26 protein-coding genes are annotated in these 26,625 nt (G+C 71.3%); 15 read left to right on the forward strand and 11 right to left on the reverse strand.

The annotated features are described in order from the left end of the window. Nucleotides 1-83: 83 nt before the first annotated feature. The 6 genes from GWK15_RS17405 (at nt 84) to GWK15_RS17430 (ending at nt 6,825) form a co-directional block, all read left to right on the forward strand. Nucleotides 84-1,094: an ABC transporter permease subunit gene (locus GWK15_RS17405; RefSeq protein ID WP_168042641.1), complete on the forward strand. Its 1,011-nt coding sequence runs from the start codon at nt 84-86 to the stop codon at nt 1,092-1,094. Further along, nucleotides 1,091-1,945, forward strand: a complete 855-nt coding sequence (locus GWK15_RS17410) for an ABC transporter permease (protein WP_168042642.1) — start codon at nt 1,091-1,093, stop codon at nt 1,943-1,945. The genes GWK15_RS17405 and GWK15_RS17410 overlap by 4 nt, the downstream gene beginning before the upstream one ends. Next, nucleotides 1,942-3,942 carry a dipeptide ABC transporter ATP-binding protein gene (locus GWK15_RS17415; RefSeq protein WP_168042643.1) on the forward strand — a complete coding sequence of 667 codons (2,001 nt, stop codon included), beginning with the start codon at nt 1,942-1,944 and terminating at the stop codon, nt 3,940-3,942. The genes GWK15_RS17410 and GWK15_RS17415 overlap by 4 nt, the downstream gene beginning before the upstream one ends. Beyond that, entirely contained in the window at nt 3,939-5,474 is a 1,536-nt protein-coding gene (locus GWK15_RS17420) for an acyl CoA:acetate/3-ketoacid CoA transferase (RefSeq protein ID WP_168042644.1), read from the forward strand. The genes GWK15_RS17415 and GWK15_RS17420 overlap by 4 nt, the downstream gene beginning before the upstream one ends. Further along, nucleotides 5,471-5,911, forward strand: a complete 441-nt coding sequence (locus GWK15_RS17425) for a MaoC family dehydratase (RefSeq protein ID WP_168042645.1) — start codon at nt 5,471-5,473, stop codon at nt 5,909-5,911. Before GWK15_RS17420 ends, GWK15_RS17425 begins: the two co-directional genes overlap by 4 nt. A gap of 125 nt (nt 5,912-6,036) precedes the next feature. After that, complete coding sequence (locus tag GWK15_RS17430; protein ID WP_168042646.1) at nt 6,037-6,825, forward strand: enoyl-CoA hydratase-related protein; 789 nt, start codon at nt 6,037-6,039, stop codon at nt 6,823-6,825. A gap of 11 nt (nt 6,826-6,836) precedes the next feature. On the opposite strand, the gene GWK15_RS17435 is transcribed toward GWK15_RS17430, so the two are convergent. The 5 genes from GWK15_RS17435 to GWK15_RS17455 form a co-directional block, all read right to left on the reverse strand. After that, nucleotides 6,837-7,274 (reverse strand): PAS domain-containing protein, encoded by a 438-nt coding sequence (locus GWK15_RS17435; RefSeq protein WP_168042647.1) that lies wholly within the window; start codon nt 7,272-7,274, stop codon nt 6,837-6,839. Further along, nucleotides 7,271-7,915, reverse strand: a complete 645-nt coding sequence (locus tag GWK15_RS17440) for a 5-formyltetrahydrofolate cyclo-ligase (protein ID WP_338147278.1) — start codon at nt 7,913-7,915, stop codon at nt 7,271-7,273. Before GWK15_RS17440 ends, GWK15_RS17435 begins: the two co-directional genes overlap by 4 nt. A gap of 40 nt (nt 7,916-7,955) precedes the next feature. After that, entirely contained in the window at nt 7,956-8,807 is an 852-nt protein-coding gene (locus GWK15_RS17445; protein WP_209442275.1) for an XdhC family protein, read from the reverse strand. Nucleotides 8,808-8,867: 60 nt separating this feature from the next. Next, nucleotides 8,868-9,764: a LysR family transcriptional regulator gene (locus GWK15_RS17450; RefSeq protein WP_168042648.1), complete on the reverse strand. Its 897-nt coding sequence runs from the start codon at nt 9,762-9,764 to the stop codon at nt 8,868-8,870. Between the two features lie 85 nt (nt 9,765-9,849). Further along, complete coding sequence (locus tag GWK15_RS17455) at nt 9,850-10,221, reverse strand: hypothetical protein (RefSeq protein ID WP_168042649.1); 372 nt, start codon at nt 10,219-10,221, stop codon at nt 9,850-9,852. Between the two features lie 233 nt (nt 10,222-10,454). Between GWK15_RS17455 and GWK15_RS17460 the strand changes: the two genes are divergently transcribed. Beyond that, entirely contained in the window at nt 10,455-11,837 is a 1,383-nt protein-coding gene (locus tag GWK15_RS17460; RefSeq protein ID WP_168042650.1) for an L-serine ammonia-lyase, read from the forward strand. Nucleotides 11,838-11,853: 16 nt separating this feature from the next. Here GWK15_RS17460 and GWK15_RS17465 read toward each other — a convergent pair whose 3' ends face one another. The 3 genes from GWK15_RS17465 to GWK15_RS17475 are packed head-to-tail and all read right to left on the reverse strand — an operon-like array spanning nt 11,854 to nt 15,018. Beyond that, nucleotides 11,854-12,627, reverse strand: coding sequence for a class II aldolase/adducin family protein (locus GWK15_RS17465; protein WP_168042651.1), 774 nt, complete (start codon nt 12,625-12,627; stop codon nt 11,854-11,856). Between the two features lie 43 nt (nt 12,628-12,670). Beyond that, entirely contained in the window at nt 12,671-13,687 is a 1,017-nt protein-coding gene (locus tag GWK15_RS17470) for an amino acid ABC transporter substrate-binding protein (protein WP_168042652.1), read from the reverse strand. After that, nucleotides 13,687-15,018, reverse strand: coding sequence for an aspartate aminotransferase family protein (locus GWK15_RS17475; protein WP_168042653.1), 1,332 nt, complete (start codon nt 15,016-15,018; stop codon nt 13,687-13,689). The genes GWK15_RS17470 and GWK15_RS17475 overlap by 1 nt, the downstream gene beginning before the upstream one ends. 148 nt (nt 15,019-15,166) lie before the next feature. Here GWK15_RS17475 and GWK15_RS17480 point away from each other — a divergent pair, with 148 nt between their 5' ends. Then, on the forward strand, nt 15,167-15,889 hold the full coding sequence (locus GWK15_RS17480) for a GntR family transcriptional regulator (protein WP_168042654.1): 723 nt from the start codon (nt 15,167-15,169) through the stop codon (nt 15,887-15,889). On the opposite strand, the gene GWK15_RS17485 is transcribed toward GWK15_RS17480, so the two are convergent. Next, nucleotides 15,886-16,485, reverse strand: a complete 600-nt coding sequence (locus tag GWK15_RS17485) for an Lrp/AsnC family transcriptional regulator (protein ID WP_168042655.1) — start codon at nt 16,483-16,485, stop codon at nt 15,886-15,888. The genes GWK15_RS17480 and GWK15_RS17485 overlap by 4 nt on opposite strands. 69 nt (nt 16,486-16,554) lie before the next feature. Here GWK15_RS17485 and GWK15_RS17490 point away from each other — a divergent pair, with 69 nt between their 5' ends. The 5 genes from GWK15_RS17490 (at nt 16,555) to GWK15_RS17510 (ending at nt 22,419) form a co-directional block, all read left to right on the forward strand. Then, nucleotides 16,555-18,924 carry a transketolase-like TK C-terminal-containing protein gene (locus GWK15_RS17490; RefSeq protein ID WP_245211728.1) on the forward strand — a complete coding sequence of 790 codons (2,370 nt, stop codon included), beginning with the start codon at nt 16,555-16,557 and terminating at the stop codon, nt 18,922-18,924. Between the two features lie 410 nt (nt 18,925-19,334). Then, on the forward strand, nt 19,335-20,108 hold the full coding sequence (gene modA / locus GWK15_RS17495) for a molybdate ABC transporter substrate-binding protein (RefSeq protein ID WP_168042656.1): 774 nt from the start codon (nt 19,335-19,337) through the stop codon (nt 20,106-20,108). After that, a complete protein-coding gene (gene modB / locus GWK15_RS17500; protein ID WP_456306868.1) occupies nt 20,105-20,803 on the forward strand; it encodes a molybdate ABC transporter permease subunit in 699 nt (232 codons plus the stop codon). Before modA ends, modB begins: the two co-directional genes overlap by 4 nt. Continuing rightward, the gene (gene modC / locus GWK15_RS17505) at nt 20,803-21,924 is read left to right on the forward strand and encodes a molybdenum ABC transporter ATP-binding protein (protein WP_168042657.1); all 1,122 of its coding nucleotides are present in this window, start codon (nt 20,803-20,805) and stop codon (nt 21,922-21,924) included. The genes modB and modC overlap by 1 nt, the downstream gene beginning before the upstream one ends. Before the next feature lie 126 nt (nt 21,925-22,050). Continuing rightward, nucleotides 22,051-22,419, forward strand: a complete 369-nt coding sequence (locus GWK15_RS17510) for a winged helix-turn-helix domain-containing protein (protein WP_168042658.1) — start codon at nt 22,051-22,053, stop codon at nt 22,417-22,419. A 447-nt stretch (nt 22,420-22,866) separates the two neighbouring features. Here GWK15_RS17510 and GWK15_RS17515 read toward each other — a convergent pair whose 3' ends face one another. Together GWK15_RS17515 and GWK15_RS17520 are read right to left on the reverse strand one after the other, a co-directional pair. Then, nucleotides 22,867-23,133, reverse strand: coding sequence for a DUF2312 domain-containing protein (locus GWK15_RS17515; protein ID WP_168042659.1), 267 nt, complete (start codon nt 23,131-23,133; stop codon nt 22,867-22,869). 66 nt (nt 23,134-23,199) lie between these two features. After that, nucleotides 23,200-23,511, reverse strand: a complete 312-nt coding sequence (locus GWK15_RS17520; protein WP_168042660.1) for a DUF1244 domain-containing protein — start codon at nt 23,509-23,511, stop codon at nt 23,200-23,202. A gap of 84 nt (nt 23,512-23,595) precedes the next feature. Here GWK15_RS17520 and GWK15_RS17525 point away from each other — a divergent pair, with 84 nt between their 5' ends. Next, nucleotides 23,596-24,876 (forward strand): glycerate kinase type-2 family protein, encoded by a 1,281-nt coding sequence (locus GWK15_RS17525; protein ID WP_168042661.1) that lies wholly within the window; start codon nt 23,596-23,598, stop codon nt 24,874-24,876. A 311-nt stretch (nt 24,877-25,187) separates the two neighbouring features. Beyond that, a complete protein-coding gene (gene pyk / locus GWK15_RS17530) occupies nt 25,188-26,621 on the forward strand; it encodes a pyruvate kinase (RefSeq protein ID WP_168042773.1) in 1,434 nt (477 codons plus the stop codon). The last annotated feature ends 4 nt before the right edge of the window (nt 26,622-26,625 follow it).

Here is a 26,625-nt window from a genome sequence, read left to right on the forward strand (position 1 = left end):
GGCGCCGTCCATCGCTTCCTCCAGCATCTTGATTGCCACATCGGGACAAGTGCAGCATGCCCGCAAGGGAAGGATCTGTCTGCGTGCTGCGATACGTCGCCATACGACTTGCATCCGCGGTGGTGATGGCGTTGCTCGCGAGCCTCGTCATCTTCCTCATCTCGAACTTCGTGCCGGGCGATCCGGTGCTGGCGCAGCTCGGCGACATCCTGGCCAGCGATCCCACCGTCGTCGCGCAGTGGCGCGCGAAATGGGGCCTCGATCTACCGCTGTGGGACCGCTACTGGATCTTCCTCAGCGGGCTCCTGCACGGAGACCTCGGAGTCTCCATCGCGACCCGACGTCCAGTGCTCGAGGACATCGCGCAATATGCGCCGGCGACGATAGAACTCGCGACCGTCTCCTTCCTGCTGGCCCTGGTGGTCGGCATCCCGCTCGGCGTCGCCGCCGCCGTTTGGCGGGACAGCATCGTGGACGCCGTGGCGCGCGCAGTGTCGCTGTTGGGCGTCTCGGCGCCGACCTTCTGGCTCGCCTTCATCTTCCTCGCGATCTTCTACGGTTGGCTCGGGTGGGCGCCGGGACCGGGCCGGCTCGACCCCATCGCCTTCCCACCCGAGGGCAGCACCGGCTTCTTCCTGTGGGACAGCGCCAGGCAGGGGGATTGGGAGACCTTCCACGACGCCCTCGCCCATCTCGCGCTGCCGGCGATCGTGCTGGCGGCGGCGACGCTCGGGCTCATCACGCGGACCACCCGGGCAGCGATGCTGGAATGCCTGCACCAGGACTATGTCCGCGTCGCCCGCGCCAAGGGGCTGAAGGAACGCGCCGTCGTGCTGCATCACGCGCTCCGCAACGCCCTGGTGCCCGTGGTGACCCTCGGCGGGCTTGCCTATGCGAACCTGCTGACCGGCGCGGTGATGACGGAGACGATCTTCGCCTGGCCTGGGCTGGGTCGCTACACATTCCGTTCGGCGGCGGCGCTCGACTTCCCGGCCATCATGGGAATCACGCTGGTGGTCTCGGCCACCTACCTGCTGGTGAACCTGGTGGTCGACCTGTCCTATGCACTGCTCGATCCGCGGGTGCGGCGATGAGCGCGACGGCAGCGCTCCCGGAATCGCGGCTGCGCAGGCGGATCCGCCGATACGGGCTGGCCTGGGCCGGTGGCGGCATTGTCCTGGGCTGGATCCTGGTCGCAGTCTTCGCGCCCTGGATCGCGCCCTTTCCCCCCGATGCGCAGGACATCGCGAACCGCCTCGCCCCACCTTCGGCGGCGCATTGGCTCGGCACCGACATCCTCGGCCGCGACGTGCTGTCGCGGCTGATCTATGGGTCGCGGGTCTCGCTGTTGGCGGGCTTCTCGGTGGTGATCCTCGGCGCGGCGTTCGGCACGGCGGTCGGCATCCTGGCCGCCTGGCTGCGCGGATGGGGCGAGGAAGCCCTTATGCGCTTCACCGACCTCGTGCTGTGCTTCCCGCCGATCATCCTGGCCCTTGCGCTCGCGGCGGCGCTCGGCATCGGCACGACCAACACCATCATCGCCATGCTGGTGGTGTGGTGGCCGAAATTCGCGCGCCTAGCGCGCAGCCTCGCCATCGTCCAGCGCAGCCAGGAATACGTGGAAGCCGCGACGGTGGCCGGCCTGCCGCAGAAGCGCATCCTCTGGCGGCACGTGCTGCCCAATACCTTCGGGCCGATCGCGGTGCTCTGCACCCTCGACCTTGGCATCGCCATCCTGACCTTCGCAGGGCTGTCCTTCCTCGGCCTCGGCGTGGTGCCGCCGACACCGGAATGGGGATCGATGATCGCCGAGGGCCGCGAGCTGGTCGAACAATGGTGGGTTGCGACCTTCCCGGGCATCGCCATCCTGTCCGTGGTGGTCGGCTTCAACTTCCTCGGCGACGGGTTGCGCGACTGGCTCGATCCAAAGGCCCGCAGCCGGTGAGCGACGCCGTCCTCGACGTCCGTGGCCTCGTCACGGTCTTCCACACCGACGCCGGCCCGGTGCGCGCGGTGGACGGCGTATCCTTCTCGGTCGGCAAGGGCGAGACCCTCGGCATCGTCGGCGAGAGCGGATCGGGCAAGTCCGTCACCGCGCAGTCCCTGATGCGGCTGCTCGATCCCCCGGCCCGCATCGAGGGCGGCGAGGTCCTGTTCGAGGGCCGCGACGTGCTGACGATGTCGCCGCGCGAGCTGACCGCCTGGCGCGGCGCCAATGCGGCGATGGTGTTCCAGGATTCCCTGACCGGGCTGAACCCCGTGTTGCGCATCCTGCGCCAGGTGACGGAGCATGTCGTCGCCCATGGCCGGATGGATGCCCGCGACGCGCGGCGCCATGGCATTGAGTTGCTGCGCCGCATGGGCGTTGCCTCGCCCGAGCGGGCCGCGGCCTCCTACCCGCACCAGTTCTCGGGCGGGATGCGGCAGCGGGTGATGATCGCCATGGGCATGGCGAACGACCCGACCCTGCTGCTGGCGGACGAACCCACCACCGCGCTCGACGTCACCATCCAGGCCCAGATCCTCGACCTGCTGGCTGGGCTCAACGAGAAGTTCGGCACCGCGATCGTGCTGATCAGCCATGACCTTGGCGTCATCGGCACCATCTGCAAGCGCATCGTCGTGATGTATGCCGGCGAGGTGGTGGAGGAAGGTCCCACGACCGACGTCCTGTCGGACCCACGCCATCCCTATGCCTGGGCCTTGGCCAATGCGGTGCCGCGGCTCGACGCGCCGATCGCCGACCGCCTCCCGGGGATCGAGGGCGCGCCACCCGACCCGCTCGCGATGCCGCAGGGTTGCCGCTTCGCCCCGCGCTGCCCCTGGCGGATCGATCGTTGCGGCACGGAGCGCCCGCCGCTCGCCGAGGTCGCGCCAGGCCGCCTCGCGCGCTGCTGGGTGACGGCCGACGGGCGCAGCCTGCCTCCACGCACGGTGCCCGCCCACGCGAAGCCGCCGGAATCTTCCACGACCGAGCCGCTGCTCGTCGCGCGGGACCTGGTGAAGCACTTCCCCCTGCCGAAGAAGTCCTTCTTCGGCGCGCGCGAGGTGGTGCATGCGGTGAACGGCGTCTCGCTGCACGTCATGCCCGGCGAGCGGCTCGGCATCGTCGGCGAGAGCGGCTGCGGCAAGTCCACGCTGGCGCGTCTTGTCACGCGCCTCCACACGCCGGACGCCGGCCACATCCGCTTCGACGGCCAGGACATCGCGACCTTGGGCGGCGAGGAATTGCGCCAGCTCCGCCCGCGCCTGCAGATGGTGTTCCAGGACCCCTACGCCTCGCTGAACCCGCGCATGCGCATCGGTGACATCCTCGCCGAACCGCTGCTCGTGCATGGCCGTGCCAGGACGGCCGCTGAAGCGGGCGAGCGCGTCGGCGCGCTGCTCGACATGGTCGGGTTGAACCCGTCCTGGGCGGCGCGATTCCCGCATGAATTCTCGGGCGGGCAGCGCCAGCGCATCTCGATTGCCCGGGCGCTCGGGCTGGAACCGGCGCTGATCGTCGCGGACGAACCGGTCTCCGCGCTTGACGTCAATGTGCAGGCGCAGGTGCTGAACCTGATGCTCGACCTACGGGAGCGGATGGGCCTCGCCTACATGTTCATCGCGCATGACCTCGCAGTGGTGCGCGCCTTCTGCGACCGCGTGGCGGTGATGTATCTCGGCCGCATCGTCGAGGAAGCGCCGGCGCGCGATCTGTTTGCGCAGCCGGCGCATCCCTACACGGTATCCCTGCTCTCCGCCGTGCCGGAGCCCGGCCGCCAGCGCGTCGTGCTCGGGGGCGAGCCGCCCTCGACGCTGCGCCTGCCGCAGGGCTGCGCCTTCCGCGCGCGCTGTCCCGTCGCGGAGCCCGTCTGCGCCGAACCGCCGCCGCTGACCGAGATTGCGCCTGGCCACCGCGTGCTGTGCCATGCGCCTGGATCGCTCAAGGGGATGCCATGAGACAGATCACCGCCGCGCAGGCCGCCGCCGCGCTGCGCGATGGCGATACGCTGCTGATCGGCGGATCGGGCGGCGGTCACGCGGTGCCGGATGCGCTGCTGGAAGCCGTGGGCAACCGCTTCCGCGAGACCGGCGCGCCGCGCGGCATTACCGCGCTGCATCCGGTCGGCCTCGGCGACGGCAAGACGCGCGGCGCCGGCCACCTGGCGCAGGACGGGCTATTGAAGCGCGTCGTCTCCGGCACCTTCGTCAACAGCCCCGGCATCGCGCGCCTCGCGCTCGACGAGAAGATCGAGGCCTACACCCTGCCCCAGGGTGCATTGTCGCAGCTGATGCGCGAAATGGCCGCCGGCCGCGCGGGGCTGCTCACCAAGGTCGGCTTGCGCACCTTCGTCGATCCGCGCATCGGCGGCGGGCGACAGAGCCAGCGCGCCACCGAGGACCTGATCGAGGTGGTGACGCTGCGCGGCGAGGAGTACCTCTTCTACAAGCCCTACAAGGTCGATGTCGCGTTCATCCGCGGCTCGGCGATCGACGAGGCCGGCAACCTCTCGATGGAGCACGAGGCGGTGACGCTCGAGATGCTCTCCATCGCCCAGGCGACGCGGCGGCAGGGCGGCATCGTCATCGCCCAGGCCAAGCGCCTGGTGCCGCGCGGCAAGCTTCACCCGAAGATGGTGAAGGTCCCGGGCATCCTGGTGGATGCCTTCGTCATCGTGCCCGACCAGTGGCAGACCTACGAGACGCAGGACAGCCTCGCCTATTCCGGTCATCACCGCGTCGCGCTGGACGAGGTCCCTCGCCTGCCGCCCGGCCCCCGGCGCATCGTCGCCCGGCGTGGCGCGATGGAGCTGTTCGAGGGCGCGGTCTGCAACCTCGGATCGGGCATCTCGACCGGCATCGCCAATGTCGCGGCGGAGGAGGCGGTGCTCGACCGCATCTGCCTGACCAACGAACAGGGCAACATCGGCGGCGCACCGGCGAGCGGCAACGAGGCCGGCGCGGCGAGCAGCCCGGACGCGCAGGTCGACCAGCCCTACCAGTTCGATTTCTACGACGGTGGCGGGCTGGACCTCGCCTTCCTCTCCTTCGCCGAATTCGACGCGGCGGGGAATGTGAACGTCTCGCGCTTCGGCGGGCGCATCGTCGGGCCGGGCGGCTTCGTCAACATCAGCCAGGGTGCAGGGCGCGTGGTGTTCGGGGGCACGCTGACCGCCGGCGAGGCGAAGAAGGCCGTGCAGCAGGTCGAACAGATCTCCTTCTCCGGTCCCTATGCGCGCGAGCGCGGGCAGGAGGTGCTTTACGTCACCGAACGCGCCGTGTTCCGGCTCGGCGCCAGCGGTCCCGAACTGATCGAGGTCGCGCCCGGCCTCGATGTCGAGCGCGACGTGATCGACGCCATGGCGTTCCGGCCGGCGGTCTCGCCGGCGCTGAAGCAGATGGATGCGGCATTGTTTGCCGATGGGCCGATGGGGCTCGCGGCGCGCCTGCCGCCGCGCCCGGTGCGGACGACCGCGGGACGGCTGCCATGAAGGCGCCAACCTTCCTCGAAGCCGGCGAAGTCGCCGAATACACCCGCCGCATCGATGCCGAGGACATCGCCGCCTTCGCCCGCATCAGCGGGGACGACGATCCAGTGCACACCGACGCCGACTTCGCTGCGCGCACCGCCTTCGGGCGCTGCATCGCGCATGGAGCGCATGTGATGGGGCTGCTCTCGACGACAGCGAGCATGATGTCGCGCCGGTCGGTCGCGCGCGGGGCCACGGGCACGCCGGTCTCGGCGGGCTATGACCGCATCCGCTTCACCCGTCCGGTCTTCGCCGGCGACACGCTGACCGCGCGCTACGTCATCGAGGAGGTGGACGACGGCCGCGCCCGCACCCGCGCGCGGCTGGAGGTGGTGAACCAGGATGGGGCGACCTGCCTAGTCGGGACGCATGTCCTGGCCTGGGTGATGCCTGCCTAGACATCGCGTCTCGCGGCGCGGCGGCCTCGACAAGCGGCGCTCTTCGACCTTGAGCAGATCTCGGTTTCCCCGTCGCGCGCCAGGCCGCAGTCTGTGGCCTGCGCGTCGCGGAACAAGGACCGACCATGCCCGAGCCCCTGCTGCTGGATTTCGCTGACGGGGTCGCCCTGCTGACGCTCAACCGGCCCGCCCGGCTCAATGCGCTCGGCAACGACCTCCTCGCCGCGATCCAGGATGCGCTGGACCGGATCGAGTTCGACGCAGCGACGCGCGCGGTCGTCATCACGGGCGCCGGCCGCGCCTTCAGCGCAGGGGCCGACATCAAGGCATTCCAGCAGCACATGCAGGCCGGGCCGGCCGAGGCCATCGCCCACTTCATGCGCCCCGGCCATCGCATGACACGCCGCGTCGAGAGTTTCCCCAAGCCCGTCATCGCGGCCGTGAACGGCCTCGCCTTCGGCGGTGGCTGCGAACTGGTCGAGTCCACGCACATCGCCCTTGCCGCGGAGGACGCCACCTTCGCCAAGGCCGAGGTGAATATCGGCATCATCCCGACCTTCGGCGGCACGCAGCGCCTGCCGCGCAATGTCGGCCGCAAGGCGGCGCTCGAATTGATCCTCACCGGCCGGGTGTTCGATGCAGCGGAGGCCGCGCGGCTCGGCCTGGTGAACCGTGTCCTGCCCGCGAACGAAGTGCTGCCGGCGGCGCTCGGCCTCGCGAGGACGCTTGCGGCCAAGCCGCCGCTTACCCTGGCGGCCGCCTTGTCCGCGGTGCACCGGGGCATGGATGCCTCGATCGACGACGGGCTCGCCATCGAGGAAGCGGCCTTCGCCCGCATCGCGTCGACCCATGACGCGCAGGAAGGCGTCGCGGCCTTCGTGGAGAAGCGCGCGCCGGCCTTCCTCGGGCGATAGCCCTTCCGCGGCTAGCGGGCGCCCTCCGTGACGGCCAGGCGGCGCCTGAGCGCGCGCAATTCCTCGAAGCGCGCGGTCACGTCCCGCAGAACCGCCGCCATCCCGACCATGGCGCCACCGGCGTCGCGCATTGGCACGATCGTGAACTCCACCGAGATGCGATGCCCGTCGCGATGCAGCGCCGGCACGGCCATCACGTCGCCCGCGCCGTAGCGCGAATGTCCGGTCGCCATCACCTTGTCGAAGCCCTGCCAGTGCCGCGCGCGCTGGGCCTCCGGAATGATGATGTCGAGCGAGCGGCCCAGCGCCTCGGCCTCGGTGAAGCCGAAGATGCGCTCCGCGCCCGGGCTCCAGAGGGCGATGGAGCCGTCGCGACCGCAATAGACGACGGCATCCGCGACGGAGCCGAGCAGTGCCTCCCCCAGCGCCGCACGGTCTTCCGGCGTCATGCCCTGGGCTCCAGCGCGCCGGCCTCCGTCACGATGAGGTCCATGGGGATGTCGTGCGGCTGCGGATGGATGGTGGCGAGGCGCAGACCCTCGAAGCCGATGCCGATGGCACGCGACCGGCGCGGCATCGCCGCGAGAGTCCGGTCGTAGTAGCCCCCGCCATGACCCAGCCGGTAGCCCCGCGCATCGAAGCCGACCAGCGGCACCAGCAGCGTATCGGGCAGCACCGGATCGCCCTCGGCGGGGATTGGGATGTTCCAGATGCCCGGCACCATGCGGGCGCCGGGACGCCACGGGCGGAACTCCATCGGCGCCGCGCGCTTCACCACCACCGGCAGGGCCAGGCGCGCGCCCTCCCGGTGCAGGGCGCGGACGAGCGGCCGGACGTCGTATTCGCCCTTGAAGGGCCAGTAGAAACCGATGTGCCGGCCGGCGAAGTCCGGCACCGCGGCGCGCAGATGCGCGGTGATGAGGCGATCGCGCTGCCGGCGCTCGGCCTGCGGCACCGCGGCGCGGCAGGCGATCAGCCGCACGCGCTCGGCCCGGCGCCAGGCTCTCACCTCCTTCCATCCGGGGGCGCCCAGCCAGGCGGGATCCAGCTCATGCATGAAGCAGGGCGGGGAGGCGCAGATGATATCCACGTTCGGATCCTCCTCCGGTGGGGCGATGGCAGGCGTGACGTCATGGCGTCACCTCCGCCAGCGCGGGCGGTTCGGCGAGGCCGGCATCGCGCGGCGTGCCGGTGCCGCCGCGTCGCCGCATCACGATCTCGGCGAGAACCGAAAGCGCGATCTCGGCCGGCGACCGCGCCCCGAGGTCCAGCCCCGCCGGGGCGCGCAGACGTGCGAGCGTTGCAGGACCGAAGCCCTCGTCGCGCAGGAAGTCCCGCATCAGTGCCGCGCGCTTGCGGCTGGCGATGATCGCGACATGGCCGGCGGGCGATCGCAGCGCGCGCACGGCGGACAGGTGGTCGCCCTTGTGCTGCGTCGCGATCACCACGCTGTCGTCGCGCGCGGGCTGCAGCCGCGCGAAGTCGTAGTCGTCGCCGATGATCTCGTCGGCGCCCGGAAAGCGGTCCGGCTCCGGCGCCGGCACGTCGCTCACGACGACGCGGAAGCCGAGTTCCACGCCGATCCGGCAGAGGCTTTCCGCGATCCGGCCATGCCCGACGATCCAAAGCGTCGCGTGTGGGACGATGGGGGCCACGAAGACGCGCATCGTGCCGCCGCAGGGCATCCCGACGCCGAGCACCTCGTCATCGAGGTCGAGGTCGATCATGCGTGGACGGCCATCCCCGAGGCCATCCAGCGCCGCCCGCCGGACCGCCCCTTCGGCGCAGCCGCCGCCGACCCAGCCGAGCAGCACCGTACCGGCCGCGTCGATCAGCGCCCGGTCGCCAGGATGGGCGGAAGTGGACCCGCGCGTCTCGACCACCGTCGCCAGCGCGTGGGGTTCGCGTCGCCGCGCCATCGCCGCCATCAGCTCGGCCAGCCTCGCATCCTCCGGCATCGTCAGCCCATGCGCCTCCGTCATCACCGCGCAGGCGATCCTGGCCCCCCGCCCGAGGCGCGACAAATGCGAGTTCCTGCTGGTTCAGTGCGGATCTTCCGCACGATGGCGGCGCGTGCCCCGCCCCGCGGCAGCGACGCCGGGCTGATCCCGCGCGATGCGGCGCAGGCCGTCGAGCGCCGCCTCGATCAGCGCGGGATCGGCGCTGGTCTCGCTGAACACGGCATAGGCCGGATAGAAGAATTCCGGCGTCTCCGGCACCAGTGCGAGGCGCCCGGCTTCGAGATACGGCCGCACGGCGCCGAGGCGGAAGTATCCGGTGCCTCCGGCCTCGAGCAGGTAGCCCAGGCCAAGCGGGCCGAGATCCACCACCAGGCTCGGCTCGCGCTGGCCGCCCCCCGCCGCGGCGTAGTGCAGCGCGAGTTCCGGCCCCCAGTCGACCTGCACGTAGTCGTCGCGGCCGCTGCCGCCCGTGCTGCGGACCATGACGAGCCGCTCCTCCATCAGCAGCTCGATCCTGAGGCCGGGCCGATGACGGGGCGCATAGGCCACGCCGATGTCGATGATGCCGCCGGCGACCTGGTCGACCACGGTCTCGGGGAGGCCGACATGGGCGCGCAGCGCGACGTCCGGCTGCGCGCGGCGCATCCACAGCAGCCAGCGCAGCAGCAGCGGGTCCCACAGGCTGTGCTCCGCGCCGATGCCAAGCACGGCGCGCCGGCCGGCCGGCACCGCGACCTCGTGCCGCGCGCGTTCCCACAGCTGCACCATCGCCGGCGCGTGGCGAAGGAACTGCTCGCCCGCCGGCGTCAGGCTGGCGCCGGACTTGTTGCGGACGAAGAGGCGGCGGCGGAGCTGATCCTCCAGCGTGCGGATGCGGGCGCTGACCGTCGTCTGGCTGACATTCAGGCGTTCCGAGGCGCGGATGAAGCTGCCGGCGGAGACGATGGCGAGGAAGGTGCGGACCAGTTCGATGTCCATGGCCGCACTGAATAGCACGATTTCCGCATTCAAATATCAATGAAACTCGATTTACCGCAGGAACCAGGCCCCGGGCGCAACGGCGCTACGGCACGAGATAGGCCGCGATCAGGTCGAGCTGCAGGAACCCCGTGACCAGGATGATGTTGAGCGCCCAGGCCACGGTCAGGCTCCGCGCGACCATGCGCAGCGTCGGCGGCGCCGCCTCCGCGCAGCGCCAGACGGCAACCACGATCCAGCCCGTATAGGCGAGGAGGACGACGAGCAGCGCCTGCTGCAGGCTCCGTCGCCCGGCCTCGGCCGCCAGCATGTAGAGAAGGCCGATCGCGATGCTCGTCAGCACGCCGTAGATCCAGAACACGCGCGCCAGCGGGAGGCGACCTTCCCAGGCGCGCAATTCGGGCTCGAACAGGATCAGCCCCCAGCGGATCAGGCGTGTCAGGCCATGGCCTTGCATGCGAACGACACCGGCGAATGCGACGGCGCGCGTCGTGGATCCTGCGGCCGTGGATGGGAGACCATGCACCGTGCCGGCCGTGCGGCACCAGCGCAACGCGATGCGGGGCCCCGCCCGGCCTGCCGTGCCGGCCGGCTTCGGGGCCTCGCCGGTCCTGCCCGGTCGAGCATTTGTCTCGCCTCCATCCCGATCCGCGACGATACTCGGCGACGAAGAACAGAAGCGAAGCACGCATGCGCGAAGACGCCGCCGGCGCCATCTGGATCGGTCCGCTCGACCTGTTCCGCATCGGCCTGGGACCGTCGAGTTCCCACACGGTCGGCCCGATGGTCGCGGCAGCGCATTTCGCCGCCCTGCTGCCGCCGGACATCGCGCGCGTCACGGCGCATCTCTACGGCTCTCTCGCGCTGACCGGCCGCGGCCATGCGACCGATACCGCCGTGCTGCTCGGCCTGACCGGCGCACGCCCCGACGAGCTCGATCCGGACGACGCCGCGGCGATCGTCTCCGCGACGCAGCGACGTCAGCGCCTGCGTCTCGCCGCCGGCAACGAGGTCCCCTTCTCCCTCGCCGCGGACATCGTCTTCCACCCACGCGAATCCCTGCCCCTGCACACCAACGGGCTTTCGTTCTCCGCGAGCGGCCCCGGCGGGACGGTCGAGCGGACCTACTACTCGGTCGGCGGCGGCTTCGTCGTGGACGGGGACGGCGCGCCACTCGACGCCCCCGCCGCTGGTCACGCGGTGCCGCCCTTCCCGTTCCACGACGGCGCGGAGCTCCTGCAGCGCGCGGATGAGGCCGGGCTGACGATCGCGGAGCTCATGCGGCGGAACGAGCAGGCCGTCCATCCGGGCCGCGACCTCTCGGCCGGCCTCGCGCGCATCTGGGCCGCGATGCGCGCCTGCGTGGCGCGCGGCCTCGTCGCCGAGGGCGAACTGCCGGGCGGCCTGCGCGTGCGCCGCCGCGCCCCAGCCCTGCTCCGTCGCCTGGAAGCGCTGAGCGGCGCGAACGATCCGGACCTGCTCGGCGCGATGGACTGGGTCAACCTCTGGGCGCTGTCGGTCAACGAGGAGAACGCGGCCGGCGGGCGCGTCGTGACCGCGCCGACCAACGGCGCCGCGGGCATCATCCCCGCCGTGTTGCACTACTACGATCGCTTCGTGACCGGCGCCTCGCCGGCGGGCATCGAGACCTTCCTGCTCACCGCGGCGGCGATCGGGGCGATCATCAAGCGCAACGCCTCGATCTCCGGCGCCGAGATGGGCTGCCAGGGCGAGGTGGGATCGGCCTGCGCCATGGCGGCCGGCGGCCTCGCCGCGGCGATGGGCGGGACCAATGCGCAGGTGGAGAACGCCGCCGAGATCGGCCTCGAGCACAATCTCGGCCTCACCTGCGATCCTGTCGGCGGCCTGGTGCAGGTTCCCTGCATCGAGCGGAACGCCATCGCCGCGGTGAAGGCGATCAACGCCTGCCGCCTGGCGCTGCACGGCGACGGGACACATCGCGTCAGCCTCGACCAGGCGGTCGCGACCATGGAACAGACCGGCCGCGACATGTCGCGCAAGTACAAGGAGACGTCGCTCGGCGGGCTCGCGGTCAACGTCGTGGCGTGCTGACCGCGCCCGCGGGACGCTACTGCGCGTAATCCGGCTGCGTCCGGTCGAGCATCCGCTTCATGGCGGCGAAATGGTAGTCCGAGGCGCTCATGGTCAGGGCAGGATCCTTCCACGCCGCCTGCGCGCGCATCTTCTCCAGCACCTCCTCCTTCACGAATCGCCGGCGCTGGCCGGTCCACATCGAGAAGAGCTGCGTGCGGCAGGCGCGCTCGAGGAAATACAGGCGCCGATAGGCCTGCGCGACGGTGTCGCCGATCACGACGACGCCGTGGTTCGCCATCATCAGGATGACCTTGTCGCCCATCAGCGCCGCCATCCGCTCGCCCTCGGCATGTTCATGGGCGAAGCCGTTGTAGTCATAGTCATACGCGATGCGGCCGTTGAACTGCAGCGCGCCCTGCCCCGTCATCTCGACGGTCATGTCCTCGAGCTGCGACAGCGCCGTCGAATAGGGCATGTGCGTATGCAGCACGCAGGCCGCGCCGGTCGCCTCATGGATCGGCGCGTGGATGCAGATGGCGCTGCGGTCGGCCGGCCCCTTGCCTTCGATGATCTCGCCATCGAAGGAGACTTCCATCAGGTTGCTTGCCGTGACCTCGTTCCAATGGAGGCCGAACTCGTTCAGGTAGAAGCGCCGGGGGCGGCCAGGCACCAGCAGCGTGAAGTGGTTGTCGACCGCCTCGTGAAAGTCATCCAGGACGGCGAGCCGGTGCGCGGCGGCGAGATCGATGCGCGCCTGGCGGCGCTGGGCCTCGAGCAGGTCGGGCGGCGTGGTCTGCAGGCTGTCCATGGATGCTTCCTTTCCGTCTTCCCGGGAACGCCGCCGGCCCCTGTCACCAGAGCCAGCTCATCATCATCCCACCCTGGGTCCAGAGACGATTCAAGCCGCGATCGAGCCCAAGCCCCTGGCTGCCCGCATGGCGCTCATACAGCGTGCCGTAGTCGCCCACCTGGCGGACCACCTGGAAGGCCCAGTCGTCGCGCAGCCCGAGCCCGGCGCCGACATTCTCGTTCAGCCCGAGGAAGCGGCGGACCTGCGGGTCGGTGGTGCTGGCGCGGGTCGCCTCGACATTCTCGCGCGTCAGGCCGAATTCCTCCGCCTGGATCAGGGCGGAGATGGTCCAGCGCACCAGCAGCCCCCATTCCGCGTCGCCGTTGCGCACCATCGCGCCATGGGGCTCCTTCGCGATCAGCTCCGGCAGCAGCATCACCGCATTCGGGTCGGGCGCCGCGAGCCGGTTGGCGCTGAGGCTGATCATGTCGTTGCTGATGGCGTCGCAGCGCCCGGCGAAGAAGGCGGCGATGACGCTCGGCTGGGTGTCGAAGGCGATCGTCGTCAGCCGGATGTTGGACCGCTGCGCGAAGTCGTTGAGGTTGCGCTCGATGACGCTGCCCTGCGTGGCGCAGACCGTCGCGCCATCGAGTTCCGTCGCGCGCGTGACGTTGAGGCTGCGGCGCACCAGGAAGCCCTGGCCGGTGTAGAAATAGGGCGGCGCCACGATGCTGAGCCCCAGGGTCGCATCGCGCGAGAGCGTCAGAGCCGTGAGGTAGACGAGCACGTCGACCTCGCCGCTCTGCAGGGCGGTGAAGCGGCTCTGGGCCGTGAGGGGCACGAAACGGACCTTCTCGGCATCGCCCAGGGCTGCCGCTGCGATCGCTCGGCAGATGTCCGCGTGCAGGCCGACCCAGCGGCCTTGCGAGTCAGGACGGGCCATGCCCGCGACGCCGGTCGGGACGCCGCAGCGCACGGCTCCGTTCTGACGCACTGCGTCCAGCGTCGGCCCTGCGCTCGCTGGCGCGGCGAAACTCAGCAGGCCCGCCGCGAGGCAGGCAAAGATCGCGTTGCGCATCACCCGATGATCCCCCGGGCGCGGAGCTGCTCCGCGCGATTGTCGATGAAGGCGGCCACGGCGGACGCGAAGCGGTCGAGTTCCGCCTCGCCCACCGGCAGGCTCAGCGCGACCATGCCACGCCGGGCAAGGTAGATCCCGGCCTCCAGCATGTCGAAGAAGAACAGCTCGCGCAGCTGCTCCTCGCCCTGCCCCTGAGCATAGGGCCGGTCGGGCGCCGGCGTGCGGAAATGCACGTTCACCATGGAACCGATGCCGGTGAAGGACATCGGCACCGCGGCCGCGGCGACCAGCCCGTTCAGCCGCGCGCGCAGCGCCTCGCCGCGCCGGTACAGCGCCTCGGCGACCTCGGCGGTGAAGATCTCGCCCATGGCGACGACGCCGGCGTTCATCGACAGGACGTTGTTGTTGAAGGTGCCGGCATGGGCCAGCTTGCCGCCGAACTGGGCCATAATGTCGGCCCGCCCGCCGAAGGCGCCGAAGGACATGCCGCCCGCGATGTACTTGCCGAGCGTCGTCATGTCCGGCGTGATGCCGAGCCGCGCCTGCATCCCGCCGGCCGAATGGCGGCTGGTCATCACCTCGTCGAAGATCAGCAGCGCGCCGGTCTCGGTGGCAAGGGCGCGCAGCGCGGCGAGGAAGTCCGCGGACCCCGGAATGCAGCCGCCGGACCCCTGCATCGGCTCGACGACGATGGCGGCGAGGTCCGCCGCATGTTCCCGCGCGACGGCGGTGGCGCTCGCGATGTCGTTGTAGTCCGCGAGGACGAAGGGCATCGGCAGCGTGGCGAGGCTGACGCCCGCGAAGGGGAAGGTCAGCACGCCGCCATGATAGCCGCCGCGGAAGGCCATGACCTTCGACCGGCCGGTGAAGGCCCGCGCCGCGGTCAGCGCCATCAGGTTCGCCTCGGTGCCGCTGTTGGTGAAGCGCACCCGTTCCAGGGAGGGGAAGCGGCCGACGAGCAGCCGCGCGAGCTGCTCCTCGCCCGGCCCGACCGAGGCGAAGTTGATGCCGCGCCGCAGGACATCGTGCAGCACGGCATGGATGCGCGGTTCGGAATGGCCGAACAGCCCGGCGGTGTATTCGCCGCAGAGGTCGAGATACTCGTGGCCGTCCATGTCCCACAGCCGGCATTCCTCGCCCCGCGTCATCGCGGTGGGGAACGGGCCATAGGCGATGACGGTGCGGGTGTTGCCGCCGCCGAGGACCTCGAGCGCCTTGTCGTGCAGTTCGGCGCTGCGCGGCCGCTTCGCGGCATAGGCGGCGCGGGCGGCCGCGACCGCGCCAGGCAGGTCGAGGCTGTTCCGGCGGGCGTCCAGCGCGGCGCTCATGGCGCGACCGCGGCGGCTGGAGGGACGGAATTCGGCCGGTTGGGCATCAGCGGACACTCCGGTATGGGCTACGGCGAAACCACTTCAGGGCGGGCGCCATGGTGTGGCATACCGTTCAGAACTCAAGTGTGATCACAAACACCGACCCATGACAATCACGCCCTACATCCCCGACATCGACGCCGGCGACCTGCCGCTCGAGGAACGGGCCTATCTGAGGCTCAGGCAGGCGCTGATGGAAGGCGTCTTCAGCCCCGGCGCGAAGCTGTCGATCCGTCGCGTGGCCGAGGCGCTGGGCACCAGCCCGATGCCCGCCCGGACCGCGCTGCGCCGGCTGGCCACCGAACAGGCCGTGGACGCGCTGCCGTCCGGCACGGTCCTGGTCCCGCGGCTGACCCGCGCCGCCTTCCAGGAAGTCAGCGCGATCCGCGCCGAGCTCGAGCCGCTTGCCATCCGCCTCGCCGCGACGCGTTTGGATGCGCGCACGCTCGATGCGCTCGCGACGGTGGTCGCCGAGCACGATGCCGCGCGCGCCGCCGGCAAGCCCGAGGTCTTCCTGCAGAAGGACCGCGAGTTCCTCTTCGGGCTCTATCGCCAGGCGGGGGCGCCGATGCTGTTCAGCATGATCGAGGCGCTGTGGCTCCGGCGCGGTCCCCTGTTCTGGGACGCCCGGTGGATCCTGATGGGCCGTCCGCCGGCGGCGGCGCACCGGCACGACCAGATGCTCGCCGCCCTGCGCCGCGGTGCGGGAGACGTCGCCGCGCAGGAGCTCAAGGTCGAGATCGAGCGCATGACGGCCTTCCTGCTCGAGGCCCTGCCCTTCGAGGGCCAGGCCGCCGCCGCGCCCCGCCAGGCCCGGGCGCGGCGCTAGGCCTTCGCGCCCTTCCCACCCGGGCCCGCCTTCTTCCGCGGTGCCGTCCTGGCTGCGGGGCGGCTGGCCCCGAGGTGCTCCGTCGGCAGCGCCGTCGTGTACTTCACCTGGTCGAGGGCGAAGGACGACCGCAGGTTCGCCACGCCGGGGATCGTCGTGAGGTGGTCCACGACGAAGCGGTGGTATTGCGCCAGATCCTCGACGACGACCCGCAGCAGGTAGTCCGCGTCGCCGCTCATCAGGTAGCACTCCATCACCTCCGGCCGCCGGGCGATGCGGTTCTGGAAGGCGCGCAGCGCGGCCTCGTTCTGCTTCTCGAGCGTGACCTGCACGAAGACGTTCACCGTGAGGCCGAGCGCGGCGGGATCGATCACGGCGACCGAGCGCTGGATCACGCCGGTCTTGCGCAGTTCGTCCAGCCGCCGCCAGCAGGAAGAGGGCGTGGCGCCGGCGGCCTCGGCAAGTTCGGCCAGGCCGATATCGCTGTCCTTCTGCATCAGCTCGATCAGGCGGATGCTCAGCGGGTCGAGTTCCGTCGAAGGATTCTTCCGTGAGATGACGCTTCTCCGAACAGGAATTCCGAATCTTCTGCACATCCCGGCAACTTTGCAAGCCCGTGGCGGATCGCATCGCCTAGCCTGACCGCGTCAGGACACGAGGAAACGATGCTCGACACCACCAGCCACGCCGGCATCGCCGGCCAGGACACGCGGATGCTGGCCGAGGTCGAGCGCAAGGTGCTCTGGTTATCCGCCTGGATGATCCACCACGCCAACCACGTCAGGCCCAACGAGGACGGGCTGAAGGTCGGCGGCCACCAGGCCTCCTCGGCCTCCATGGCGAGCATCATGACGGCGCTCTACTGCGGCGTGCTGCGGCCGGAGGACCGGGTCGCGGTGAAGCCGCACGCCTCGCCGGTGTTCCACGCCATCCAGTACCTGCTCGGCAACCAGACCCGCGCGCAGCTCGAACGCTTCCGCGCGCTGGGCGGCGCGCAGTCCTACCCGTCACGCACCAAGGACGCAGACGACGTGGATTTCTCCACCGGCTCGGTCGGCCTCGGAGCGGCGCAGACGATCTTCGCGAGCCTCGTGCAGGACTACGTGCGGCTGCATGGCTGGGGCGGCGCGCGTCCCGAAGGCCGCATGATCGCCCTGGTCGGCGACGCCGAGATGGACGAGGGCAACATCTACGAGGCGCTGCTCGAAGGCTCCCGCCACGGGCTGCGCAACACCTGGTGGGTGATCGACTACAACCGCCAGAGCCTCGACGCCGTCATCGGCGAGGGCGTGAACGACAAGATCCTCGGCACCTTCGCCACCATGGGCTGGGACGTGGTCGTCCTGAAGTACGGAAGGCTGCAGCAGGCCGCCTTCGCCGAGCCCGGCGGCGAGGCGCTGCGCGCCTGGATCGATGCCTGCCCCAACGCGCTCTACTCCGCGCTGACCTTCCGTGGCGGCGCCGCCTGGCGCCGGCGGCTCGAGGACGATCTGGGCGACCAGGGCGATGTTTCCGCGCTGCTCGCACGGCGCAGCGACGCCGAGCTCGCGGCGCTGATGACCAATCTCGGCGGGCATGACCTCGGCATGCTGCTCGATGCCTTCCGCGGCATCGACCACGACCGCCCGGTCTGCTTCCTCGCCTACACCATCAAAGGCATGGGCCTGCCGCTGGCGGGCCACAAGGACAACCATGCCGGGCTGCTCAACCCGCAGCAGATGGAAGCCTGGCGCGCCACCATGGGCATCCGGCCCGGCCATGAGTGGGACATCGCCGAGGGTCTGCGCATCGATGCGGCGGAACTGCGACGCTTCCTCGACGGCGTGCGCTTCAATGCCGGCGGCCCGCGTCGCTTCGCCGCGCCGGCTCTGCCGGTGCCCGAGATCATCGCCCCCGAGCCGAAGGGCGCGGTCTCGACCCAGGCGGGCTTCGGGCAGCTGCTGCACGCCCTGGCGAAGAGCGATGCGCCGATCGCCGACCGCATCGTCACGACCAGCCCGGACGTGACGGTCTCGACGAACCTGGGCGGCTGGGTCGGGCGGCGTGGCCTCTTCGCGCGCGATCCGCGCCGCGACCTGTTCCGCGACGAGAAGATCCCCTCGGCCTTCCGCTGGGATGCCGGGCCGGCAGGGCAGCACATGGAACTCGGCATCGCCGAGATGAACCTGTTCCTCATGCTGTCGGCCCTCGGCCTGTCGGACAGCCTGTTCGGCGAGCGGCTGATCCCGGTCGGCACGCTGTACGATCCCTTCGTCTGCCGCGGCCTCGATGCCATGAACTACGCCTGCTACCAGGATGCGCGCTTCATCCTGGCCGGCACGCCCTCGGGCATCACGCTCGCGCCGGAAGGCGGCGCGCACCAGTCGATCAACACGCCGCTGATCGGCATGGCGCAGCCGGGCCTGTCCTCCTTCGAACCGGCCTTCGTGGACGAGCTCGCGGCGATCCTCGGCTGGTCGCTCGACCATGTGCAGGCACCGGGCGCGGAGGGCGGTTCGGTCTATCTGCGTCTGTCCACCCGCGCGCTGGAGCAGCCGCGGCGGACGATGACGCCGACCCTGGCCGAGGACATCGTGCAGGGTGGCTACTGGATGCGCGCGCCCGGGCCGAACTGCGCGGTGGCGATCGTCTATGCCGGCGCGGTGGCACCCGAGGCGATCGCCGCGGCGGGGCTGCTCGCCGAGCACCGACGCGACGTCGCCGTGCTCGCCGTGACCTCCGCCGACCGGCTGTTCTCCGGGTGGCGGACGGCGGAAGCGGCGCGCATGGAAGGGGACGACCCCACGCCCAGCCATGTCGAAGGCCTGCTGCGCGCCCTGCCCCGGCATTGCTGCCTGGTGACCGTGACGGACGCGCACCCCACGGCGCTCGCCTGGCTGGGCAGCGTCGAGGGCCATCGCACCAAGGCGCTCGGCGTCGACCGCTTCGGCCAGAGCGGCAGCATCGCCGAGCTCTACGGCGCCTATGGGCTGGACACGGCGGCGATCCTGCGCGCCGCTCAGGCCGGGTCGCCGGGGGCACGGCTGGCGGGGTGACAGACGCGTCCCGGTGGCCGGTGGGCGGCATGGCGCGCCGGCTGCCGCGCGCGCGGTCAGCGCCCGGGCAGGGCTGACCGGGCCGGCCCCGACACGGAGCGTGGGCCTTCACCAGGGCCGCGCGTCCATGCCTCGCTGGCGAGGCCGACCGGCGGGGCGTCTGCGCGACGCGCCCCCCCCCCCCCACCTGGTCGGAGGGGGGGGGCCCGGCACCCCCCTCCGCCCGCGTCCCCTGCCCGAGGGGGGCCTGAGCGTCCCGAGGAATCCCGCGGCCCCGCCATCCGCCGCCCGGATTCGTTATGTCCCGCCAGGAACAACCAAGCCAGGGTTCACCGGCCGGATGGCGGCATGGACGGCGCAGCAACGTTCGGCTATTTCCGGATGGATACAACGCGACCGGGAGTTCCGCGATGTTCCGTCGTCTCGTCCTCGCGGCGCTTGCCGCCACCAGCCTCGCCGCCGCGCCGCGCGCGCGCGCCCAGGGAGGCCTGACCGTCTTCGCCGCGGCGAGCCTGACGGATGCGCTGCGCGCCCTCGGCCAGGATTGGGCCGCGCGCGGCAATCCGGCCCCGCGCTTCTCCTTCGCCGCCTCGTCGGCCCTCGCGCGACAGATCGAACAAGGCGCGCCGGCCGACCTCTTCATGTCCGCCGACGAACCCTGGATGGACTACGTCCAGCAGCGGAACCTGGTCGTGAACGCGACGCGCGTCAGCCCGATCGGCAATGCGCTGGTGCTGGTCAGCGCGAAGGGCGATGCGCGCGACGTCGCGCTCGCGCGCGGCACGGACCTCGCCGCGCTGCTCGGGCCGAACGGACGCATCGCGACCGGCGATCCGGCGCATGTGCCGGTCGGCCGCTACGCGCAGGCGGCGCTGACCTGGATGGGTCAGTGGGACGCGATCGGCCCGCGCCTCGCCCGCGCCGACAATGTCCGCGCCGCGCTGCTGCTGGTGGAGCGTGGGGAGGCCCCCTTCGGCATCGTCTACGCGACCGACGCCGCGGCGAGCCAGGGCGTGCGCGTCGCCGGCACCTTCCCCGCCGAGAGCCACACCCCCATCACCTATCCCTTCGCGCTGCTGCGCCGGGCAGAGGGCAACGCCCAGGCGCGCGCCTTCCTCGCCTTCCTGACGGGGCCTGAGGCACGACCGACCTGGGAGCGCTTCGGCTTCCGCATGGCGCAGTGATCCTCGGCCTCACCGCGGAGGAGTGGCAGGCGGTCCGTCTCAGCCTCGAGGTCGCCTCCCGCTCCGTCATCGTCTCCCTCGTGCCGGCGATCGGCATCGCCTGGCTGCTCGCGCGTGGGCGCTTTCCGGGGCGGATGCTGCTGGATGCGCTCGTCCACCTGCCGCTGGTCGTGCCGCCGGTCGTCGTCGGCTGGGGGCTTCTGATGCTGTTCGGCGTGCGCGGCCCGATCGGCGGGCCGCTGAACGACTGGTTCGGCATCCGCCTGGTCTTCACCACCGAAGGCGCGGCACTCGCCACCGCGGTGATGTCCTTCCCGCTGATCGTGCGCTCGGTGCGCCTCGGGCTCGAGCATGTGGATCCGGGGCTGGAGGCGGCGGCGCGCACGCTCGGCGCGGGACCGGTCGACCGCTTCCTGACGGTGACGCTGCCGCTGATGTCGCCGGGCATCCTCGCCGGCGCGGTCACCGCCTTCGCCGCAGGGCTCGGCGAGTTCGGCGCGGTCATCACCTTCGTCTCCAACATCCCCGGCGAGACGCAGACCCTGCCGCTCGCCATCTACAGCGCGACGCAAACGCCGGGCGGCGAGGCGGTGGCGGCGCGGCTCGCGGGCGTCTCCTTCGTCCTCGCGATGGGCGGGCTGTTGCTGGCCGAGGTGATCGCGCGGCGGATGCACCTTCTGCTGGGGCGCGGCTGATGCCCGGCATCGCGCTGCGCCACGATTTCGGTCCAGGCGGCTTCACGCTCGATGCCGCCTTCGACGTGCCGGATCGCGGCGTGACCGCGCTGTTCGGTCCGTCCGGCTGCGGCAAGAGCACCATCCTCGCCGCCGTCGCCGGCCTGCTGCGCCCGCGCGCTGGCCGCGTCGAGATCGGCGGCGCCGTCGTGCTGGACACGTCGCGCGGAGTCTTCGTCCCGCCCGAACGACGCCGCTGCGGCGTGGTGTTCCAGGATGCGCGGCTTTTTCCGCATCTCAGCGTCGAGACCAACCTGCGCTACGGACAGCGCCGCGCCCCCCGCGACGCGGCGGGGCCGGGCTTCGAGGAAGTGGTCGCGCTGCTCGGCATCGGACACCTGCTCGATCGCCGCCCTTCAGGGCTGTCGGGCGGGGAGCGGCAGCGCGTCGCCCTCGGTCGCGCCTTGCTCGCGCGCCCGCGCATCCTGCTGATGGACGAACCGCTCGCCGCGCTCGACGCGGCGCGGCGGGCCGAGGTTCTTCCGTTCCTCGCGCGGCTGCGCGACGCGGCGGGGATGCCGATCCTCTACGTCACCCATGCGCTGGACGAGGTGGATGCACTCGCCGACCACCTGGTGCTGCTCGAGGCCGGGCGCGTCGTCGCGGCTGGTCCGGTCGCCGCGCTCGCCGCGCGCACCGACCTGCCGCTCGCGGCGCGGCGCGACGCCGGCGTGCTGCTGGACTGCCAGGTCGCGCGGGCGTCGGAGGAAGGGCTGACGACGCTCGACTTCCCCGGCGGCACGCTGGCGACGACGCTGCACCCCGGCCCGCCCGGCACGCGGTTGCGGGTTCGCGTGCGGGCGCGTGACGTCGCGGTGGCAACGCTCGAGCCGCACGGCATCTCCACCCGCAACATCCTGCGCGGGACGCTCGCGGAGATCACCCCGGTGCCCGGCACCGCCGAGGCCTTCGTCCGCGTCGCGGTCGGCCCCAGCGACATCCTGGCGCGCATCACGCGCGACAGCGTCGCTCGGCTGGGTCTGGCGCAGGGCATGGCGCTGTGGGCGCTGGTCAAGGCGGTCACCTTCGACCACCGCGTGGTCGGCGCCGCGGCGCAGGACGCCCCGCGTGAGGAAGACTGAGATGACCTACGCGATCATCGGCCGTCGCCCGGCGGCCATGCGCCGAGAGGGCGCGCCCCAGGGCGGCCCGGCGCGGAGGGCCTCGCCATCGCAGCCTTCCACGTGGCACAGACGGGGGGCGTCGGCATGAAGCCGCGGGACCAGGACAGCCGCCCCGGCCAGGGCGTCCTCAGCCTGCGGATCGACCTGCCCGCAGGACGCATAGGCCCGGGCAAGATCGCGTTGCTCGAGGCCATCGACCGCGAAGGATCGATCTCCGCAGCGGGACGGGCACTCGGGATGAGCTACCGCCGCGCCTGGGACCTGGTCGATGCCCTGAACAAGATCCTCGGCACCTCGGCCGTCGAGGCCAGCACCGGCGGTTATCGCGGCGGCGGGGCCATGCTGACGGATGCGGGGCGGAACCTCGTGGCCGACTACAGGGCGATCGAGAAGGCCGCGCAGCGGGCCGCCGAACCGCGGTTGCTGGCGCTGGCGCGGCGGACGAACGGATAGTCGGGCGACGGCCCCCCTCGCCGCCCGCAACCTGGCCTTGCGTCGGCAAGATCCGGTTCACGGGGCGCGAGGGCCGACGCGATCAGCCCGCTGCGTCATCGAGGTTTCGGTCACGCGCTGGGGCTGGCGGGCTCAATCGGCTTCGCGGTGATGATCAACGCACGCGTCAGTCCTGCGACAAGCTGGCGCGACGTGCGGCCGGGATCGAGACGGATAACGATCCGGATCGGCGGCTTCATACGCGCGCACGGGGCAACGATCCGGGCTCGCTCACGATCCCCAATCGTTCGGACATCCTGCATGCGCGGCCAAGGCCGGCCGCATCTGGGCTGGCTGCGCTCGTTGCCGTCGACCAGTTCGTTGGTCGGATGCCGTGCCGCACGGGGCTCGGGCGCGGAACACCCAATCGGCTTCCCGCTCGATCCTATGCGGTCACGGACGGCGCTCTCACATCCCCAGCGCGCGCCGGTACAGGTCGAGCAGCGTCTCCTGCTCCTCCACCTCGGCCGGCTCCTGCTTGCGGATGCGGATGATCTGGCGGATCACCTTCACGTCGAAGCCGGCGGACTTCGCTTCCGCCATGATGTCCTTGATGTCGGAGGAGAGCGCCTTCTTCTCCTCCTCGAGGCGCTCCACCCGCTCGATGATCGAGCGCAGCCGGTCCGCGGCAATGCCGCCGACCTCGGTGTCGTCCTTCGTCGCAGCCTGAGACATAGACCTACCTGTCGTCTGAAGGGACGCGGGTTTAGCCCTGGGCTTCTTCGCCATCAATCGTTCCCCTCAATGCCCGGGATTGGCCTTGGCGAACTTCGCCTTCTGCTCGGCGCTCGCCTCGGTCTGGTACTTCGCCTGCCATTCCTTGTAGGGCATGCCGTAGACGATCTCGCGCGCATCCGGGTCGGCAAGGCCGATGCCCTGCGCCTCGGCCGCCTCGCGATACCAGCGCGACAGGCAATTCCTGCAGAAGCCGGCCAGGTTCATCATGTCGATGTTCTGCACGTCGGTCCGCTCGCGCAGATGCTGGACCAGGCGGCGAAAGGCCGCGGCCTCGAGCTCGGTGCGCGTCGCGTCGTCCATTTCGGGAACGGCCATGGTGCGGGTCTCCTCGTCCTGCCGACCTAGATGGCCCATCCGCGCCGCCTTCGCCATACTGGCGGCAGGGGAGAAGTTATCCACATGGCCTTCGACGACGCCGCGGCACGGGCCGCGCTCCGCCGCCTCTTCGACGCCGCCGTCGCGGCGGCCGATCCGCGCGTCGTGCTCGCGCGTCACCTGCCGGAAAGGCCGTCGGGTCGCGTGCTGGTCCTCGGCGCGGGGAAGTCGGCGGCGGTGATGGCGGCGGCCGTCGAAGCGGCCTGGCCCGATGCGGATCTCTCGGGCCTGGTGGTCACGCGCTACGGCCATGGCCATGCCACCACGCGCATCGAGGTCGCCGAAGCCTCCCACCCCGTGCCGGACGAGGCCGGCGCGCGCGCGGCGCAACGGATGCTCGACCTCGCCGCCGCGGCGGGGCCGCAGGACCTGGTGCTGTTCCTCGTCTCGGGCGGCGGGTCATCGCTGACGACGCTGCCGGCGCCGGGGCTGTCGCTGCCGGACCTCATCGCAGTGAACAAGGCGCTGCTCGCCTCCGGTGCCACGATCCACGAGATGAACTGCATCCGGCGGCATCTCTCGGCCTTCTCGGGCGGACGGCTCGCGGCGGCAGCGCATCCGGCGCGGGTGGTCACGCTCGCGATCTCGGACGTGCCGGGGGACGACCCGACGGTGATCGCCTCGGGGCCGACCGTGCCGGATCCCTCCACTTTCGCCGAGGCACGCGCCCTCGTCGCGCATTACCGCATGGCGCTGCCGGCGGCGGTGACGGCGCATCTCGCGGCGGGGGCGGAGGAAAGCCCGAAGCCCGGCGACCCGCGCCTCGGCACGCCGGACTACCGCTTCATCGCGACGCCGCAGATGGCGCTCGAGGCTGCCGCGGCGGCCGCGCGCACCCTGGGGTTGGCGCCGTTGATCCTCGGCGACGCGCTGGAAGGCGAGGCGCGCGAAGTCGGCACCGTCCTCGCCGGCATCGCGCTGTCGGCGCGCACCCACGGCCATCCCCTGCCCGCCCCTTGCGTGCTGCTGTCGGGCGGCGAGACCACCGTGACGATCCGCGCCGAGACGCCCGGACGCGGCGGCCGCAACGGCGAATGCCTGCTGGGCTGCACGCTGGGCCTCGCGGGCGCAGCGGGCGTCTGGGCGCTGATGGGCGACACCGACGGCATCGACGGGTCGGAAGAAAATGCGGGCGCGATCGCCGCGCCGGACACGCTCGCGCGGGCGCGCGCGGCGGGTCTCGACCCCCGGGCGCTGCTGTCGGGCCATGACAGCCACCGGCTGTTCTCCGCGCTCGGCGACCTGGTGACGACCGGTCCGACCCTGACGAACGTAAACGACTTCCGGGCGATCCTGGTGGCCTGAGGGATAAGGGCGCGTAAGGGCGCGCGATCTTACTTAAATTAAGAATCGGATTTGTCATTCGCCGCCTGGCTTACTCATGCTAAGAAATTGGCATGCGAGACCCAGCCCTCGAAGACCTCTTCGCCCGCCGCGGCGCCATCACCCGGATCGCGACCGAGCTCGGCATCTCGACCGCCGCCGTGTCGCAATGGAAGCGGGTGCCGGACGACCGGGTGGTGGACGTGGCCCGGATCCTCGGCGTCGCGCCGACCGCCATCCGCCCGGACCTCACCGCCCCGCCGGCGCCGCGCGCCGATGCCCCGGCCGTCCGCATGGCCCCCCGGCCGGTGTTGCGCCGCCGCCGGCGGACCAAGATCATCGCGACCCTCGGACCGGCCTCCTCCAGCCTCGAGGTGATCGAGCGACTGCATCGCGCCGGCGCCGACGTGTTCCGGCTTAACTTTTCCCATGGCAGCCACGAGGACCACGCCGCCCGCATCGCCACGATCCGGGAGGTCGAGCGCCGCGTCGGCCGCCCGATCGGCATCCTCGCCGACGTGCAGGGCCCGAAGCTCCGGGTCGGGAAGTTCCAGGCCGGGCGGGTGCAACTGCAGACCGGTCAGCCCTTCCGGCTCGACCTCAATCCGACGCCCGGCGACGTGCGCCGGGTGAACCTGCCGCACACCGAGATCATCCAGGCGGCGCAGATCGGCACGACTCTGCTGCTCGACGACGGCAAGCTGCGGCTGCGCGTCGTCCGCGCGCGCCCCGACCACCTCGAGACCGAAGTGGTCGTCGGCGGCCCGCTGTCCGACCGCAAGGGCGTCAACGTGCCGGACGTGATCCTGCCGATCCCCGCCCTGACCGAGAAAGACCGCGCCGATCTCGACTTCGTCCTTCCGCTCGGCATCGAATACATCGGCCTGTCCTTCGTGCAGCGCGCCGAGGACGTCGCCGAGACCAAGCGCATCGCCGATGGCCGCGCCTGGGTGATGGTGAAGATGGAGAAGCCGCAGGCGGTCGAGAACCTCGACGCCATCCTGGAACTGACCGATTGCGTGATGGTGGCGCGCGGCGACCTCGGCGTCGAATTGCCGCCCGAGGAAGTGCCGCTGGTGCAGAAGCGCATCGTCCGCGCGGCACGCGCGCTCGGCAAGCCGGTCGTCGTCGCGACGCAGATGTTGGAATCGATGATCACCGCGCCCTCCCCCACGCGGGCCGAGGTCAGCGACGTCGGCACGGCGGTCTTCGACGGGGCGGATGCGGTGATGCTCTCGGCCGAGACGGCCGCGGGCCAGTATCCTTACGAAGCGGTCAACATGATGGACCGCATCGTCGCCCGCGTGGAGCAGGACCCGGATTGGCGGCGCATCACCGACGCCTCCCGGCCCCCGCCCGAGAAGACGAGCGCGGGCGCGATCTCCACCGCCGCCCGCCAGGTGGCCGAGACGATCGATGCGGAGGTCATCGCGACCTTCTCCTCCACCGGGTCGACGACGCTGCGTGTGGCGCGGGAGCGGCCGAACTGCCCGATCCTCGGCCTGACCGCGAGCGGCCAGACCGCGCGGCGCATGGCGGTGGTCTGGGGCGTGCACCCGCTCGAGGTGAACGAGATCCACTCCATGACCGAGATGGTCGCCCGCGCCGTGCGGGCCGCGCAGCACGAAGGCTTCGCCAAGAACGGCGACGAGGTGGTGGTCACCGCAGGCGTGCCCTTCGGCACGCCGGGGACGACGAATGCGCTGCGGGTGGCGGTGGTGCGGTAGCCCC

This window comes from Neoroseomonas oryzicola (genome assembly GCF_012163135.1).
Classification (GTDB): Bacteria; Pseudomonadota; Alphaproteobacteria; order Acetobacterales; family Acetobacteraceae; genus Neoroseomonas; species Neoroseomonas oryzicola.

Bases quoted from the DNA above. Each gene is read 5' to 3' on its own strand.
- GWK15_RS17410 (WP_168042642.1), top strand. From the start codon at position 1,091: ATGAGCGCGACGGCAGCGCTCCCGGAATCGCGGCTGCGCAGGCGGATC.
- GWK15_RS17420 (WP_168042644.1), top strand. From the start codon at position 3,939: ATGAGACAGATCACCGCCGCGCAGGCCGCCGCCGCGCTGCGCGATGGC.
- GWK15_RS17425 (WP_168042645.1), top strand. From the start codon at position 5,471: ATGAAGGCGCCAACCTTCCTCGAAGCCGGCGAAGTCGCCGAATACACC.
- GWK15_RS17430 (WP_168042646.1), top strand. From the start codon at position 6,037: ATGCCCGAGCCCCTGCTGCTGGATTTCGCTGACGGGGTCGCCCTGCTG.
- GWK15_RS17435 (WP_168042647.1), bottom strand. From the start codon at position 7,274: ATGACGCCGGAAGACCGTGCGGCGCTGGGGGAGGCACTGCTCGGCTCC.
- GWK15_RS17445 (WP_209442275.1), bottom strand. From the start codon at position 8,807: ATGACGGAGGCGCATGGGCTGACGATGCCGGAGGATGCGAGGCTGGCC.
- GWK15_RS17450 (WP_168042648.1), bottom strand. From the start codon at position 9,764: ATGGACATCGAACTGGTCCGCACCTTCCTCGCCATCGTCTCCGCCGGC.
- GWK15_RS17455 (WP_168042649.1), bottom strand. From the start codon at position 10,221: ATGCAAGGCCATGGCCTGACACGCCTGATCCGCTGGGGGCTGATCCTG.
- GWK15_RS17460 (WP_168042650.1), top strand. From the start codon at position 10,455: ATGCGCGAAGACGCCGCCGGCGCCATCTGGATCGGTCCGCTCGACCTG.
- GWK15_RS17465 (WP_168042651.1), bottom strand. From the start codon at position 12,627: ATGGACAGCCTGCAGACCACGCCGCCCGACCTGCTCGAGGCCCAGCGC.
- GWK15_RS17470 (WP_168042652.1), bottom strand. From the start codon at position 13,687: ATGCGCAACGCGATCTTTGCCTGCCTCGCGGCGGGCCTGCTGAGTTTC.
- GWK15_RS17475 (WP_168042653.1), bottom strand. From the start codon at position 15,018: ATGAGCGCCGCGCTGGACGCCCGCCGGAACAGCCTCGACCTGCCTGGC.
- GWK15_RS17480 (WP_168042654.1), top strand. From the start codon at position 15,167: ATGACAATCACGCCCTACATCCCCGACATCGACGCCGGCGACCTGCCG.
- GWK15_RS17485 (WP_168042655.1), bottom strand. From the start codon at position 16,485: ATGTGCAGAAGATTCGGAATTCCTGTTCGGAGAAGCGTCATCTCACGG.
- GWK15_RS17490 (WP_245211728.1), top strand. From the start codon at position 16,555: ATGCTCGACACCACCAGCCACGCCGGCATCGCCGGCCAGGACACGCGG.
- modA (WP_168042656.1), top strand. From the start codon at position 19,335: ATGTTCCGTCGTCTCGTCCTCGCGGCGCTTGCCGCCACCAGCCTCGCC.
- modC (WP_168042657.1), top strand. From the start codon at position 20,803: ATGCCCGGCATCGCGCTGCGCCACGATTTCGGTCCAGGCGGCTTCACG.
- GWK15_RS17510 (WP_168042658.1), top strand. From the start codon at position 22,051: ATGAAGCCGCGGGACCAGGACAGCCGCCCCGGCCAGGGCGTCCTCAGC.
- GWK15_RS17515 (WP_168042659.1), bottom strand. From the start codon at position 23,133: ATGTCTCAGGCTGCGACGAAGGACGACACCGAGGTCGGCGGCATTGCC.
- GWK15_RS17520 (WP_168042660.1), bottom strand. From the start codon at position 23,511: ATGGCCGTTCCCGAAATGGACGACGCGACGCGCACCGAGCTCGAGGCC.
- GWK15_RS17525 (WP_168042661.1), top strand. From the start codon at position 23,596: ATGGCCTTCGACGACGCCGCGGCACGGGCCGCGCTCCGCCGCCTCTTC.
- pyk (WP_168042773.1), top strand. From the start codon at position 25,188: ATGGCCCCCCGGCCGGTGTTGCGCCGCCGCCGGCGGACCAAGATCATC.